This is a genomic window from Flavobacterium anseongense (assembly GCF_021608185.1).
In the GTDB taxonomy this organism is placed as follows: Bacteria; Bacteroidota; Bacteroidia; order Flavobacteriales; family Flavobacteriaceae; genus Flavobacterium; species Flavobacterium anseongense.
In genome coordinates this window covers 23,888-35,725 of record NZ_JAKIHN010000008.1, presented here as the reverse complement: position 1 = coordinate 35,725, position 11,838 = coordinate 23,888, and the positions used below count along the sequence as shown (strand labels likewise).

Below are 11,838 nucleotides of genomic sequence, written 5' to 3'. Positions count from 1 at the left end.
ATCATGCTAGTAAATATTTTAGTTTTCATCCTCACGTTTTGCATTATGGAATTTATGGCTTGGTTCAGTCATAAATACATCATGCACGGTTTTCTATGGAAATTGCACGCCGATCATCACAAAAAAGACCATGATTCCTGGTTTGAAAGAAATGATGCTTTTTTTATTTTTTACGCCGTAGTGAGTATTGGCTTCTTTTTGCTTTGGCAAAATGATATACTCGAAATTGGTCTGGCAATCGGACTCGGAATCTTTGCTTATGGTTTGGCGTATTTTACCGTTCATGATATTTTCATTCATCAACGATTTAAATTGTTTAGAAATGCTGATAATCGTTATGCAAGAGCGGTAAGAAGAGCACACAAAATGCATCACAAACATCTTGGAAAAGAAGATGGTGAATGTTTCGGAATGTTGATTGTTCCGTTTAAATATTTTAAAAAATAAAAGGCGGGATAAATCCCGCCTTCATATCAAAAATAAAGACGAGATAAATCCTCGCCTCTATTCAAAAATTATTTAACTAACCCTTGTAATGGTTTTAATGCATCCATATCAATATTGGAACTTTGCAATAACGATATCATATTCATAATATTATTTGGATTCATATCATTACCTAAAATCCTAACTACTGCAAAACCGTTTTCTTTCTTTTTGGCAAAAAGGATAAACTCATCAATATGATTTTCATCGCCAACAAAACTTACCGAGGCAGCATCTCTCCCCGAACCAACTTTCATCAGTTCCTGATACTTTTCATTTTTTAGAATTTTCGTCACTTTTTGACTTTCAACATCGTATTGTGCTTTGTTGGTTTCATCCAATTTAAAAGCGAGAATATTCATTTTGTCAAACGACCCTAAAGCTGTTTTTTGTTCGGCTGTAAGTTTCGTTTTATCAATATTGATTATACTTGGTGAAACATTCAACTCAATAAAATCTTTCTTTTCAGCGCTTTCTACAAAGTACTTTTGAAGTGTTTGCTCATTAGTACAACTCGAAAATAGCAATGAAGCCAATAATAGTGCAAGATAAAGTACAGTTCTCATGGTCGATTATTTTTTCCCTTTCGAACCTTTTGATGCTTTTTTCAAATCATCGCCACCAGGCAAATTCATCTTGTCTGTTAATACCGAAAGCTCGTTTAAATCAAAATCACCAGTCAACGACATCAAAACTGTTTCTTCATTTCCTGAACCTTCCACAAACATCATTAACTCTTTAATTTGTGATTCGGTAGCTCCGGATTTTACATATATTTTGACGCTTTTACCTTTGTCATTTATTTTCATTAACTCTTCAAGGGTTGATGATTTTATATATTTATCTGAAACTGCTTTCATCTCTCCTGCTTTCTTGTCGCTCTGCGTTACGAAAACTCTCAAGTTGTCTAACTTCTTTATCAAATTCACATACTGTTGTGATTCTTTGTCTTTTACTTCCATTTTGCTCAAAAGCGAAAACATCTTTTTGTTAACCACGACAGCTGTTATTCCTTCCTGATCCTCAAATTTATCAAAGACGCTTTGTGCAAAAAAGGTGCTTGTGCTTAAAACTAATACTAAACTTAAAATTAATTTTCTCATGATTTCTGATTGTTTATTTTTTAAAAATTCTGTTTTTTGATTGTTGATATTCATTTAAATATTTCATACTTCCGATGCCTTTATTTACACTTTCCGAAATCATCGCTAACGCTTTTTGCGTTTCTCTAAAGGCTTCTTCGGGATCATCATAAGTTCCTAAATCTTGCGATTTTGGCTGATTATAATGATTGAATGTAAATAAACCCACACCAAGTAAAACTGCCACAGATGCTGCAACTGATAACCAAACTACGCGTTTGCGTTTGATAGTGTTTAATGGAATAGTTGCTGTAAATTGTTCTTGTTTTGCCTGAACAGCATAACCAAATATTGGTTTGTATTGTTCCAGATGCTGCGCAACATCTGAAGAAGCAAAGTAATCTTTCAATTCTTTTTCTTCTGCAATACTGGTTTCTGCCTCGAAGTATTTTTCTAGTAAATTTTCTATTCTATCCAATGCCATAATGATGTGTTTTTATCATTTTTTCTCTTATAACTTTCCGTGCTCTTGACAATGCTGTTCGAATGGCTTGCTCATTCATTTCTAAAACCCTTCCAATTTCTTCAAACTCCATTTCTTCTATGTCACGCATTTGAACAATCAGCTTTTGTTGTTCGGGCAAATTGTCCATTATTTTTTCAACCCAATTCCAAGTGTCAATATCTTCAACTTTTTGGTGCAAGCTCGCATCTCTGTTGGTGAAATTATTATGAACAATTCTCATGTTGCCGGCTCGCTTCGATTTTAGTTGATCCAAACAATAATTTTTTGTCATCGTCATTGCCAAAGCTTCAACGCTATTGTATTGATCCAAACTTTCATTCTTATTCCATAATTTTACCAAAACTTCCTGAGTGGCATCTTCCGCTTCTTCAGTGCTAACGAGTAATCGTTTCGCCACTCGAAAGAGCTTATCCTTAAACGGATTCACAAGTTGCATAAACTCATTTTGATTCATTTAAACTAGTTTTGGTTATTGGTTGTTAGGTCAAGACGATGCATCTTTTTATTTGTTACAAACAAAATATAATTATTAATCTAAACTTTGTAAATTTACGTTTATTAAAAGAAAAGCTGCTATGAGAAAAATTTTTATATCACTAATACTGCTATTAGTTGTTATTCCTTTTGGTTGTTCCGATATGGATGATAATGCAGTTCCTGCAAGTCTTCAAGTAAAGGACTTTGTTTGGAAAGGCATGAATTTATACTATCTGTGGCAGGAAGATGTTCCTGATTTGGCTGATGACCGATTTGCCAATCAATCACAACTGAATACTTATCTGGAACCATTTTCTTCGCCTACCGATTTGTTCAACGCGCTTCGTGTGCCTTCACCAACCGATAGATTTAGCGTGATTTATAGTGATTATACTGTTTTGGAAGGTGTACTTTCGGGAACTACTTTAAGCAACGGAATGGATTATGGGTTAAAGCATATCAATGCAACTACCGATGTGTTTGGTTGGGTAAGATATATTATTCCGAACTCAGATGCTGCAACCAAAAACATACATAGAGGCGATATTTTTTATGCTATTGATGGAATTCCGTTAAACGATGACAATTATCGCTCACTTTTATTTAGTAACAACGAAACCTACACTGTTAACTTAGCTGATTATAGTTTTGATAGTAGTGGTTTTGTAACAATTACACCTAATGGTCAATCAGTAACTTTGACCAAAACTGCCTTAGCCGAAAATCCTATTTTATTAAGTACGGTTATTAATCAAGGTACACATAATATCGGCTATCTGATGTATAACGGATTTTACCCGAGTTATGACGGTCAATTAAACACCGTCTTTGGCTCTTTTGTTTCGCAAAATGTAAATCGTTTAGTATTGGATTTGCGCTACAACTCCGGAGGATCAGTGGCTACGGCTACCAAACTGGCAAGTATGATTACAGGACAATTCAGCGGACAATTATTTGCCAAAGAACAATGGAATGCCAAAGCACAAGCTTATTTTTTAGCCAACAATCCAGCTTCGCTGGAAAACAAATTTGTTTCCGGCTTAAACGGTTTGCGCCTTAATAAAGTATATATACTAACCACGAAAGCGAGTGCTTCAGCAAGTGAATTAGTCATAAATTGTTTGAAACCGTATATAGATGTAGTTCAAATTGGTGATATAACTACAGGAAAAAATGTTGGATCAGTAACACTCTACGACTCGCCTACTTTTGCAAAATCGAATGTGAATAAAAATCATAAGTATGCTATGCAGCCTATTGTGTTGAAAATTGTAAATAAAAATGGTTTTGGAGATTATACTACCGGAATTACACCAACCATTCCTTTACCTGAAAACTTAGACAACCTGGGTGTTTTGGGCGATGCTAACGAACCTTTATTAAATGCTGCCATCAATCAAATCATAGCCAGCGGAAAAGCGTTACCACAAGTTCCAGACATAATTGAACGTGATTTCACCGATGCTAAAGCGATTAATCCTTTGAGAACGGAAATGTATGTTGAACATAAATAAAAAAACGCTTCAGGGTGCTTTTCACTTTCAAAAAAGCACAACATTTACACGAGATTAGTCTAATATCTTAACTATTATCCTCTTGGTACTTTACCAGTACCATTTGTGGCACCGTTAGTTCCCGTTCTGTCAGAAGCGGTTCCGTGATTTGGGTATTGACATGCACAGGAAAATAACACCAATGCCATAATAACCAATAAGCCGTTTCGGAGGTTGATTAAAGTTTTCATAAATCAATTATTTGAATTACTATAAAGGTACTTCCTCATAAACTCATAATGATTATAAATTTATAGTCTAAATTTACATAATTTTAAGCACTCCAATTTGTAATTCAATGTTAAAAAAAGCACTCTTTCGAGTGCTTCCCTTCATTTACAAAATTATATTTAACCCAATTTTGAAATTTCTACCTCGAGTGGAATAACCCACATTTTCCAAATATTCTTCATTAAAAATATTCGTCGCTGCACCAAAAATGGTCAGCCTGCTTTTTATCAATTCATATTTGATTAAAGCATCAACCAATTGATACGAATCTAATTTTGTTGGCAATACACTAAATACATTGGCATCATAATACGCGTCGTTTCTTGCATCAAAATACTGATAATTCACACTGAAAAGCGTTCTGCTTGTTGGCTGATAATTCAAACCGGCATTGACTTTATGTTTTGGAATTAATCTATCTAACTCCTCGTCAACTTGTGTGAAAGTGTAATTCCCGTTGAATTGTAGTTTTGAAGTTAATGTAATGTTCAATGAAGTTTCAACACCTTTGGCTTTGGTTTCTCCGTTTACATTAACATAATAAGCTTCAAATGTTGAAGAATTAAAATAAAAATCGATGGCATTGGTTTGATTACGGAAGAATGCCACAGCGTTTAACTTTATTTTTTTGCTTAACAATTCGGTTTCAAAACCGGCTTCAACAGTTGCATTTTTCTCTGGAGTTAAATTTGCATTGCCATATTCTGAATACAGTTGATACAAACTTGGCGTGATATAAGCAGTGCTGTAGGAAGCTAAAACTTTTAGGGGGAAAAGGGTTTTGAAATTATATGACGGATTGAAATTGTAAACAAAATTATTACCATAAGCGCTATGATTATTTAGTCTTCCTCCGGTATTAATATTTAAACCAAAATCGGAATTGTAAACCAAAGTCGTATAACCATCAATAATGCTAAACTTGGTGTTCTCGTTTTCAATTGAGCCGAATGGAGTTGTGCTTTTCATATCATTAAACTGATAAGTAGTTCCCAAAACCACAAAAAATTGTTTGCTGAAATTGTATTTGTTAAAACCATCAACGACTATACTTCTCGAATCATAAACCGAATAATCCATAGTGTTGGTGTAAACATTCAATTCTTTGTAATCACGTGTGATTTTTGTAAAACCCGAATTCAGTACAAATTCCCCTTTGTTGTATTTGTATTTTGGAGCAACTCCAAAACGAATTTGTTCCGATGTCGTAACGTTAGCATTAGTATCGTTAAATCCTGTATTGTCAAACGTATAATCGAAATTATTTTTGATTTTATCATAGTTTCCAAAGAAGTCTAAAGTTAGTTTCTCTGTAGCTTTGAAACCTAATTTAGTCAAAATATTTTGTCTCGAAAAACTATCCGGTTCATAATATTCGCCGCTAATTTGCGACATTCCTTTAGTTTCAGTGCTGTTGAAACCTGCATAATAACTTACTTTTTTGACATTGCCATTTACAGAAAGTCCTTGGTTAAAGTCCTGCCCTTTGTATTTGTGATTATCCGCCGTATTATTTGAGCCAATATTCACATAAGCATTTCCTTGAATTTCTTTTCTTGCAGATTTTTTCAAAGTAATATTAATTACTCCTGTCGCTGCACCTGTTCCATATAGCGTACTTGCAGCGCCTTTCATGATTTCGATTTTATCGACTTGTTCTACTGGCAATAATCTCAAATCAAATTCAAAACTAATTCCAGATGCATCCGTTACCGGAATACCATCAATCAAAATTAAGACTTGTCGGTTTTTACCACCGCGAATGTAATAACCTAAATTTTTCCCGTTAGCCGATTGGTTTCCGTTAATTTCTACTCCGGCCACCTGCGATAATACATTTGCCAAACTTTGCCCTGATTTTTTCTCTAAATCTTTGGCAGAAATCACTTCAATAACTTTTCCTGATTTTTCTTTGTTCTGTGCAAATTTCGTATCCGAAATCACCACTTCTTTTAGCGAATTCACTTTGGTAGAATCCTGTTCTTGTGCATAGGCACAAGTGTTTAGCAAAGCCAAAATAGCTACTGCTTTTACTGTTTTTTTCATTTTTTAAATTCAACAATAATTTAATAATACTGGGAGAAAAGCATAGAATTTACCCATACCCAAACCTTTTGTCCCGAAAGTTTGTTACTCGATGAATTAGGCAGGTCTCCTGGCTTGCGTCTTGTTGTTGACCTTCTCGGAATCTGAAATAAATTCAGATGGACCAATGGTTTTGTAGATAACAACAAGCTTGATAGCTTACAGTTGCGGGAACAGCTTTGGATTTGAACCAAATTCCCTTTTAATGCGATTTTGAAAAACAGAAATCGCAACCTTAATTCGGGTGCAAATGTAAAGTATAAATTAAAAACAAAACAATACTTTTGCAAAAAACAATTTGATGAAGAACTTTTGTAATGCACTATTCTTAACTATTCTCTCTTTTTTTCTGGTACAATGTAAAAACGAAAAAAAATCAGAAACAATAGTTACTCCCAAAAATGAAGTGCTTTACGCCAAAGGCTTTTCTATTGAAAACTATGATGGATATTCGGTCGTAACGGTGAAAAATCCTTGGCCAAAAGCTACCAAAACCTATACTTACATTCTAAAAGAAAAAAATGGTATTGTTCCTGATAGTTTAAAACAAAACACCATTATTTCTGTTCCGATAAAAACAATAGTCGTAACCTCAACCACGCATATTCCTTCACTCGAAATGCTTGATAAAGTCAATACGCTAGTTGGTTTTCCACATTGCGATTATATTTCTTCCGAAAAAGTAAGAGCGCGAATTGATGCCGGGAAAATAAAAGAACTCGGCAATAATCAGGATTTAAACACCGAAGTCATACTCGATTTACAGCCTAATGTTATCATTGGTTATGGCATCGACAACAAAAATCCAACGCTGGATAATCTGCAAAAAAGCGGTTTAAAAGTGATGCTCAACGGCGATTGGAACGAGGAAACTGCTTTAGGCAAAGCCGAATGGATTAAGTTCTTTGGCGCTTTATATGGCAAACAAAAACAAGCAGATGAAATCTTTACCAAAATTGAAAAAGATTATTTAAAAACCATAGCTATCGCAAAATTGGCTAAAAACACTCCAACCATTTTGGCTGGCGATATGTTTGAAGACCGATGGTATTTGCCAAAAGGAACCAGCTGGGGAAGTTTGCTTTTGAAACAGGCGAATAGCAATTATTTATGGCAGGAAACCAGCGGAACCGGTAGTTTATCATTATCATTCGAAACCGTTTTTGAAAAAGCTAAAAGTGCTGATATTTGGATTACGTCGGGACAATTTTCAACCTTAAAAGAAATGACCGATTTGAATCCACATTATGCTAAATTTGATGCTTTCAGGAATAAAAATGTATATTCGTTCAGCGGAAAAAAAGGAAAAACAGGAGGCATTCTTTATTATGAATTAGCGCCAAACCGACCTGATTTGGTATTAAAAGATTTGGTAAAAATTTTGCATCCTGAGTTGTTACCGGGTTACCAACCTTTCTTCTTTGAAAAATTGAAATAATTTGAAAAACCGAAATACCATAATATTTTCTTCACTGTCATTGCTATTGCTATTGACCTTGTTATTGAATATTTCTATGGGACAAGTTGCCATCCCGATGAAAGAAGTTTTCAGAAGTTTGTTTGGCGGTCATGCTTCCAAAGAAACCTGGGAATATATTATCGTTAATTTTCGTTTACCAAAAGCGATTACTGCAATTCTTGTTGGTATTGGACTCTCGATTTCAGGTTTGTTGATGCAGACATTGTTCAGAAACCCGCTAGCCGGACCTTATGTCCTTGGATTAAGTTCGGGTTCGAGTTTAGGCGTTGCCTTTGTTATTCTCGGTGCCGGATTTTTGCCTGCAGTTTTTTCGCAGTTTTTGTTGTCTTCCTATGGAATTATTTTGGCTTCCTGCATCGGAAGTTTGTTGGTGCTACTAATGATTTTAATTGTTTCGCAACGCTTACGCGATACAATGTCAATTTTGATTGTTGGATTGATGTTCAGTAGTTTTACGAGTGCGATTGTAAGTGTGTTTACCTATTTCAGTTCTGCAGAACAATTGCAGAAATATACGTTTTGGTCGATGGGAAGCATTGGTAATTTATCGTGGCAGAACATTTCAATTCTGGCTGTTGCTGTTTTTATTGGATTAGGTTTCAGTTTACTTTCATTAAAACCTTTAGATACTTTACTGCTCGGAGAAAACTACGCCAAAAGCATGGGCTTGAACATCAAAAAAGCACGTTACATTATTATATTCGCCACCAGTATTTTAGCAGGAAGCATAACGGCTTTTGCCGGACCAATTGCGTTTATAGGATTGGCCGTTCCGCATTTGGGAAAATTGTTATTTCAAACGAGTAATCATAAAGTTTTGTATTTTGCAACGCTGCTTATCGGTGCTGTGATTATGCTTTTTTGCGATATGATTTCGCAAATGCCGGGTTTTGATTTTACCTTGCCCATAAATGCCATAACATCAATTATTGGTGCTCCTGTTGTGATTTGGCTGATTGTCAGAAAGAAAAGTATACAATAATGAGTTCGAATAAAATCATACTTTCTACATCAAATTTATCTATTGGATACCAATCCAAAAAGGGTAATCATACTATTGCTCAAAACCTCAACCTTACTTTTGAAGAAGGAAAATTAATTTCATTAGTTGGTGGAAACGGTATCGGAAAATCTACTTTATTACGAACCGTAACCGGAATTCAAAAACCATTGTCAGGAACAGTTACGCTAAACGAAAAAGATATTCATTTGTATACTACTTTGGATTTGGCACAAAATTTAAGTCTGGTATTGACCGAAAAATTACCTCCAAGTAACTTAACCGTTTTCGAATTGATTGCTTTGGGAAGACAACCTTACACCAATTGGCTCGGAAAACTTTCAACAGATGATTTAGAAAAAATTAATCAGGCTATTACACTAACGCATATTGAACATTTGATTGATAAAAAGCATCACGAAATCAGTGACGGCCAATTGCAGATTGTTTTAATTGCCCGAGCTTTGGCGCAAGACACACCTTTGATAATTCTGGACGAACCGACAACACATTTGGATTTGTTTCACAAAGTTTCGGTTTTTAAACTGTTAAAAAAACTATCGCAGGAAACCAATAAATGCATCTTGTTTTCGACGCACGATATCGATTTGGCAATACAACTTTCGGATGAAATGATTGTGATGACGGAAAACTCAGTTGAGCAGGATCAGCCATGCAATTTGATTACGAAGGGAATTTTCAATACTCTTTTTAAAGATTCGTCCATCACTTTTGATGGTGAAAAAGGGAAGTTTGTTGTTTCTTAGTTCTAACAACAAAAGGTACAAAAGTTAAGCAAAGTCACAAAAGCTGCAAACTGTGACTGTGACTGTGACTGTGACTGAAAACTACTTTAAAGCAATCTGTCGTTTCGCTTCGCCAACTACAAACGCTACCGAATTGGCAATATTATAACTTCGGATTAAATTTGACATTGGAATCGTTAAATGGTTTTCGAATAATGCCAGAACTTCTTTAGATAAACCCACACTTTCTTTACCAAAAACCAACCAATCTCCATCCTGAAACTCGGCTTCATAAATCGATTTTGTGGCGTGTGAACTCATCAGAAAAACTCTTGACTTATCTTGAATTTGCTCCATCCATTCAGCTACATTTTGATATTCTGTAACATCCAAATGCACCCAATAATCCAAACCTGAACGCTTTAGATTTTTGTCATTGATTACAAATCCAAACGGATGAATCAAATGGAGCCTACTTTCAGTTCCAACAGACAATCGTCCAATGTTTCCTGTATTGTTTGGGATTTCGGGTTCTACTAAAACAATGTTGAGCATTTGGTTATTCGGTTATTTGGTTATTTGAAAAAACTTTCTACTTCGAGAATTTCTCCTGCTTTTAAATTTTGCAAATGTATATTTCCTACGCGGATTCTGACCAATCGAAGTGTTGGAAATCCAACTGCTGCAGTCATTTTTCGAACCTGACGAAATTTGCCTTCGGTCAAAGTTATCGAAAGCCATGAAGTTGGTCCGTGACGTTCATCGCGAATTCTTCTTCCTTCTCCAATACTTTCCGGAAGTTGGTCTATGATTTTGGCTTCGCATTTTTTGGTGGTGTATCGAACTCCTTTGAAACCAATTTCGACACCATTTTTTAGTTGCTCGATTGCTGCTTCATTTATAATTCCGTCAACCTGAGCGTAATATTCTTTTTCGACGGTTTTACTTCGCACTATTTCGCTCATCATTCCATCAGTAGTTAGTAAAAGTAAGCCTTCGGAATCTTCGTCTAAACGCCCAATTGCCATAGTTCCTTCGGGGAAATTGTATAATTCACCGAGCAACTTTTTGTGTCGCTTTCTTTCATAAATGAATTGACTCAAATACCCGTGTGGTTTATGAATTAGGAAATGACGTTGCATAAAGGAATTTTGACAAAAATAAAAAAGACCATCCTAAAAGGACGGTCTTTCTTGATTAAATTTAAAAAATATTATTGTTTGCTTTGAACGTAATCTGACAATTCATCAACATTACTACTGAAAGAAAAAATTCCGTTTAACTTAAAATAGTTTTTGGGTTCTATACAATAATCATAAGCATATTTGGCAAATTCCAATTTGTTATCTTCAAAACTAAATGTGTTGGCAATTTGAATGATTTGGTCCACATTCAAACAGTTTGCAGTAATTACCTGTTTTGCTGTTTTTAATCTTGTGTCTTCAAAACTCTGCTTCTTGATTGTAGCCAAAGCGGCATTAAAATTTCCGGGCGTCATACAAGAACGTCCACCACAACCTCTTACAGGTTCGTCATAATGAACATCGGCATTGCCAGAATGTGTTGTAGTAGTTGTGGTTTGAGTAACTGAACCTCCTCCCATAGAATCGTTAATAGTAACTCCCATATTAATACCACCTACATTGACCCCAACTCCAACGCTTGTTCCACCGGTTTGTGTAGTCGTTGTTGTGGTGGTTTGAGAAACTCCTGTAGTTTGTTGCACTACAACAGGTCTTGGCTGTCCATAATGAATTACATGTACATTAGATGCCGGAATAAAATCTGGTCTAACAGGAATTGAAGAAAAATAATTCATCTTCATTTTTGATTTATTATTTTTATCTCTCTTTATTTTATATGTAACATCCGAAAAGATTCCGTCAACATCAGTCAGCATCAAATTGTTTTTGGTTATATCAGCTAACGATGCATCTTCAAATTTAATTTTAGCATTGTAATATGGTTGATTTAAATCCTCAACTCTTAGGTTAGTTTGTGGTACATCGTTTATTACTTCTCCATTCAAAATAAGGGTAAATTTATCTCCATCTTCTGAAAAAATGGTTAAATGACCAACTGGCCCTGGTTGTGCAAATGAAAACGAAGTGAGCATCAAAAGAATTAGAAGTGTAAAATTTCTATTCATAAATCATAATTTTAAAATTGTTA

Annotated in this window: 14 protein-coding genes and 1 riboswitch; of the genes, 5 read left to right on the top strand and 9 right to left on the bottom strand. The window is 35.0% G+C overall.

Translation table 11 applies throughout. The features are described from left to right. The first annotated feature begins 3 nt into the window (after window positions 1-3). Window positions 4-447 carry a sterol desaturase family protein gene (locus L1S35_RS11135; protein ID WP_236400677.1) on the top strand — a complete coding sequence of 148 codons (444 nt, stop codon included), beginning with the start codon at window positions 4-6 and terminating at the stop codon, window positions 445-447. Between the two features lie 68 nt (window positions 448-515). Here the strand turns inward: L1S35_RS11135 and L1S35_RS11130 are convergent, their stop codons facing one another. Genes L1S35_RS11130 through L1S35_RS11115 form a run of 4 tightly spaced genes read right to left on the bottom strand, consistent with a single transcriptional unit; the run spans window position 516 to window position 2,548 of the window. Next, on the bottom strand, window positions 516-1,052 hold the full coding sequence (locus L1S35_RS11130) for a GFO_1091 family lipoprotein (protein ID WP_236400675.1): 537 nt from the start codon (window positions 1,050-1,052) through the stop codon (window positions 516-518). A gap of 6 nt (window positions 1,053-1,058) precedes the next feature. Then, a complete protein-coding gene (locus L1S35_RS11125; RefSeq protein WP_236400673.1) occupies window positions 1,059-1,589 on the bottom strand; it encodes a GFO_1090 family protein in 531 nt (176 codons plus the stop codon). Window positions 1,590-1,602: 13 nt separating this feature from the next. Next, window positions 1,603-2,052, bottom strand: a complete 450-nt coding sequence (locus L1S35_RS11120; protein WP_236400671.1) for a PG0215 family putative anti-sigma factor — start codon at window positions 2,050-2,052, stop codon at window positions 1,603-1,605. After that, complete coding sequence (locus L1S35_RS11115; protein ID WP_236400670.1) at window positions 2,039-2,548, bottom strand: GFO_1088 family ECF-type sigma factor; 510 nt, start codon at window positions 2,546-2,548, stop codon at window positions 2,039-2,041. The genes L1S35_RS11120 and L1S35_RS11115 overlap by 14 nt, the downstream gene beginning before the upstream one ends. A 121-nt stretch (window positions 2,549-2,669) precedes the next feature. On the opposite strand from L1S35_RS11115, the gene L1S35_RS11110 reads away from it, so the two are divergent. Further along, window positions 2,670-4,085 (top strand): GFO_1087 family putative carboxy terminal peptidase, encoded by a 1,416-nt coding sequence (locus L1S35_RS11110; protein WP_236400668.1) that lies wholly within the window; start codon window positions 2,670-2,672, stop codon window positions 4,083-4,085. A 74-nt stretch (window positions 4,086-4,159) separates the two neighbouring features. Here L1S35_RS11110 and L1S35_RS11105 read toward each other — a convergent pair whose 3' ends face one another. After that, window positions 4,160-4,315: a hypothetical protein gene (locus L1S35_RS11105; RefSeq protein WP_236400665.1), complete on the bottom strand. Its 156-nt coding sequence runs from the start codon at window positions 4,313-4,315 to the stop codon at window positions 4,160-4,162. Between the two features lie 145 nt (window positions 4,316-4,460). Beyond that, the gene (locus L1S35_RS11100; protein ID WP_236400663.1) at window positions 4,461-6,401 is read right to left on the bottom strand and encodes a TonB-dependent receptor plug domain-containing protein; all 1,941 of its coding nucleotides are present in this window, start codon (window positions 6,399-6,401) and stop codon (window positions 4,461-4,463) included. A gap of 82 nt (window positions 6,402-6,483) precedes the next feature. Beyond that, window positions 6,484-6,693, bottom strand: a riboswitch (cobalamin riboswitch). Between the two features lie 48 nt (window positions 6,694-6,741). Between L1S35_RS11100 and L1S35_RS11095 the strand changes: the two genes are divergently transcribed. Genes L1S35_RS11095 through L1S35_RS11085 form a run of 3 tightly spaced genes read left to right on the top strand, consistent with a single transcriptional unit; the run spans window position 6,742 to window position 9,687 of the window. Then, window positions 6,742-7,878 (top strand): ABC transporter substrate-binding protein, encoded by a 1,137-nt coding sequence (locus tag L1S35_RS11095; RefSeq protein WP_236400660.1) that lies wholly within the window; start codon window positions 6,742-6,744, stop codon window positions 7,876-7,878. 1 nt (window position 7,879) lies between these two features. Continuing rightward, entirely contained in the window at window positions 7,880-8,902 is a 1,023-nt protein-coding gene (locus L1S35_RS11090; RefSeq protein ID WP_236400659.1) for an iron chelate uptake ABC transporter family permease subunit, read from the top strand. Further along, entirely contained in the window at window positions 8,902-9,687 is a 786-nt protein-coding gene (locus L1S35_RS11085) for an ABC transporter ATP-binding protein (protein WP_236400657.1), read from the top strand. The genes L1S35_RS11090 and L1S35_RS11085 overlap by 1 nt, the downstream gene beginning before the upstream one ends. An 81-nt stretch (window positions 9,688-9,768) precedes the next feature. On the opposite strand, the gene L1S35_RS11080 is transcribed toward L1S35_RS11085, so the two are convergent. The 3 genes from L1S35_RS11080 to L1S35_RS11070 all read right to left on the bottom strand — a co-directional run bounded on the left by L1S35_RS11080 (window position 9,769) and on the right by L1S35_RS11070 (window position 11,815). Then, window positions 9,769-10,221 carry a tRNA (cytidine(34)-2'-O)-methyltransferase gene (locus L1S35_RS11080; protein ID WP_236400655.1) on the bottom strand — a complete coding sequence of 151 codons (453 nt, stop codon included), beginning with the start codon at window positions 10,219-10,221 and terminating at the stop codon, window positions 9,769-9,771. A gap of 20 nt (window positions 10,222-10,241) precedes the next feature. Then, on the bottom strand, window positions 10,242-10,808 hold the full coding sequence (locus L1S35_RS11075) for a pseudouridine synthase (protein WP_236400653.1): 567 nt from the start codon (window positions 10,806-10,808) through the stop codon (window positions 10,242-10,244). Window positions 10,809-10,879: 71 nt separating this feature from the next. Beyond that, window positions 10,880-11,815 carry a proline and serine-rich protein 1 family protein gene (locus L1S35_RS11070; protein WP_236400651.1) on the bottom strand — a complete coding sequence of 312 codons (936 nt, stop codon included), beginning with the start codon at window positions 11,813-11,815 and terminating at the stop codon, window positions 10,880-10,882. Between the last annotated feature and the right edge of the window lie 23 nt (window positions 11,816-11,838).

What these genes read in the sequence shown, in the direction of transcription:
- L1S35_RS11085 (WP_236400657.1), top strand. Translation starts at nt 8,902, where the DNA reads ATGAGTTCGAATAAAATCATACTTTCTACATCAAATTTATCTATTGGA.
- L1S35_RS11080 (WP_236400655.1), bottom strand. Translation starts at nt 10,221, where the DNA reads ATGCTCAACATTGTTTTAGTAGAACCCGAAATCCCAAACAATACAGGA.
- L1S35_RS11110 (WP_236400668.1), top strand. Translation starts at nt 2,670, where the DNA reads ATGAGAAAAATTTTTATATCACTAATACTGCTATTAGTTGTTATTCCT.
- L1S35_RS11125 (WP_236400673.1), bottom strand. Translation starts at nt 1,589, where the DNA reads ATGAGAAAATTAATTTTAAGTTTAGTATTAGTTTTAAGCACAAGCACC.
- L1S35_RS11120 (WP_236400671.1), bottom strand. Translation starts at nt 2,052, where the DNA reads ATGGCATTGGATAGAATAGAAAATTTACTAGAAAAATACTTCGAGGCA.
- L1S35_RS11105 (WP_236400665.1), bottom strand. Translation starts at nt 4,315, where the DNA reads ATGAAAACTTTAATCAACCTCCGAAACGGCTTATTGGTTATTATGGCA.
- L1S35_RS11070 (WP_236400651.1), bottom strand. Translation starts at nt 11,815, where the DNA reads ATGAATAGAAATTTTACACTTCTAATTCTTTTGATGCTCACTTCGTTT.
- L1S35_RS11100 (WP_236400663.1), bottom strand. Translation starts at nt 6,401, where the DNA reads ATGAAAAAAACAGTAAAAGCAGTAGCTATTTTGGCTTTGCTAAACACT.
- L1S35_RS11135 (WP_236400677.1), top strand. Translation starts at nt 4, where the DNA reads ATGCTAGTAAATATTTTAGTTTTCATCCTCACGTTTTGCATTATGGAA.
- L1S35_RS11095 (WP_236400660.1), top strand. Translation starts at nt 6,742, where the DNA reads ATGAAGAACTTTTGTAATGCACTATTCTTAACTATTCTCTCTTTTTTT.
- L1S35_RS11075 (WP_236400653.1), bottom strand. Translation starts at nt 10,808, where the DNA reads ATGCAACGTCATTTCCTAATTCATAAACCACACGGGTATTTGAGTCAA.
- L1S35_RS11130 (WP_236400675.1), bottom strand. Translation starts at nt 1,052, where the DNA reads ATGAGAACTGTACTTTATCTTGCACTATTATTGGCTTCATTGCTATTT.
- L1S35_RS11115 (WP_236400670.1), bottom strand. Translation starts at nt 2,548, where the DNA reads ATGAATCAAAATGAGTTTATGCAACTTGTGAATCCGTTTAAGGATAAG.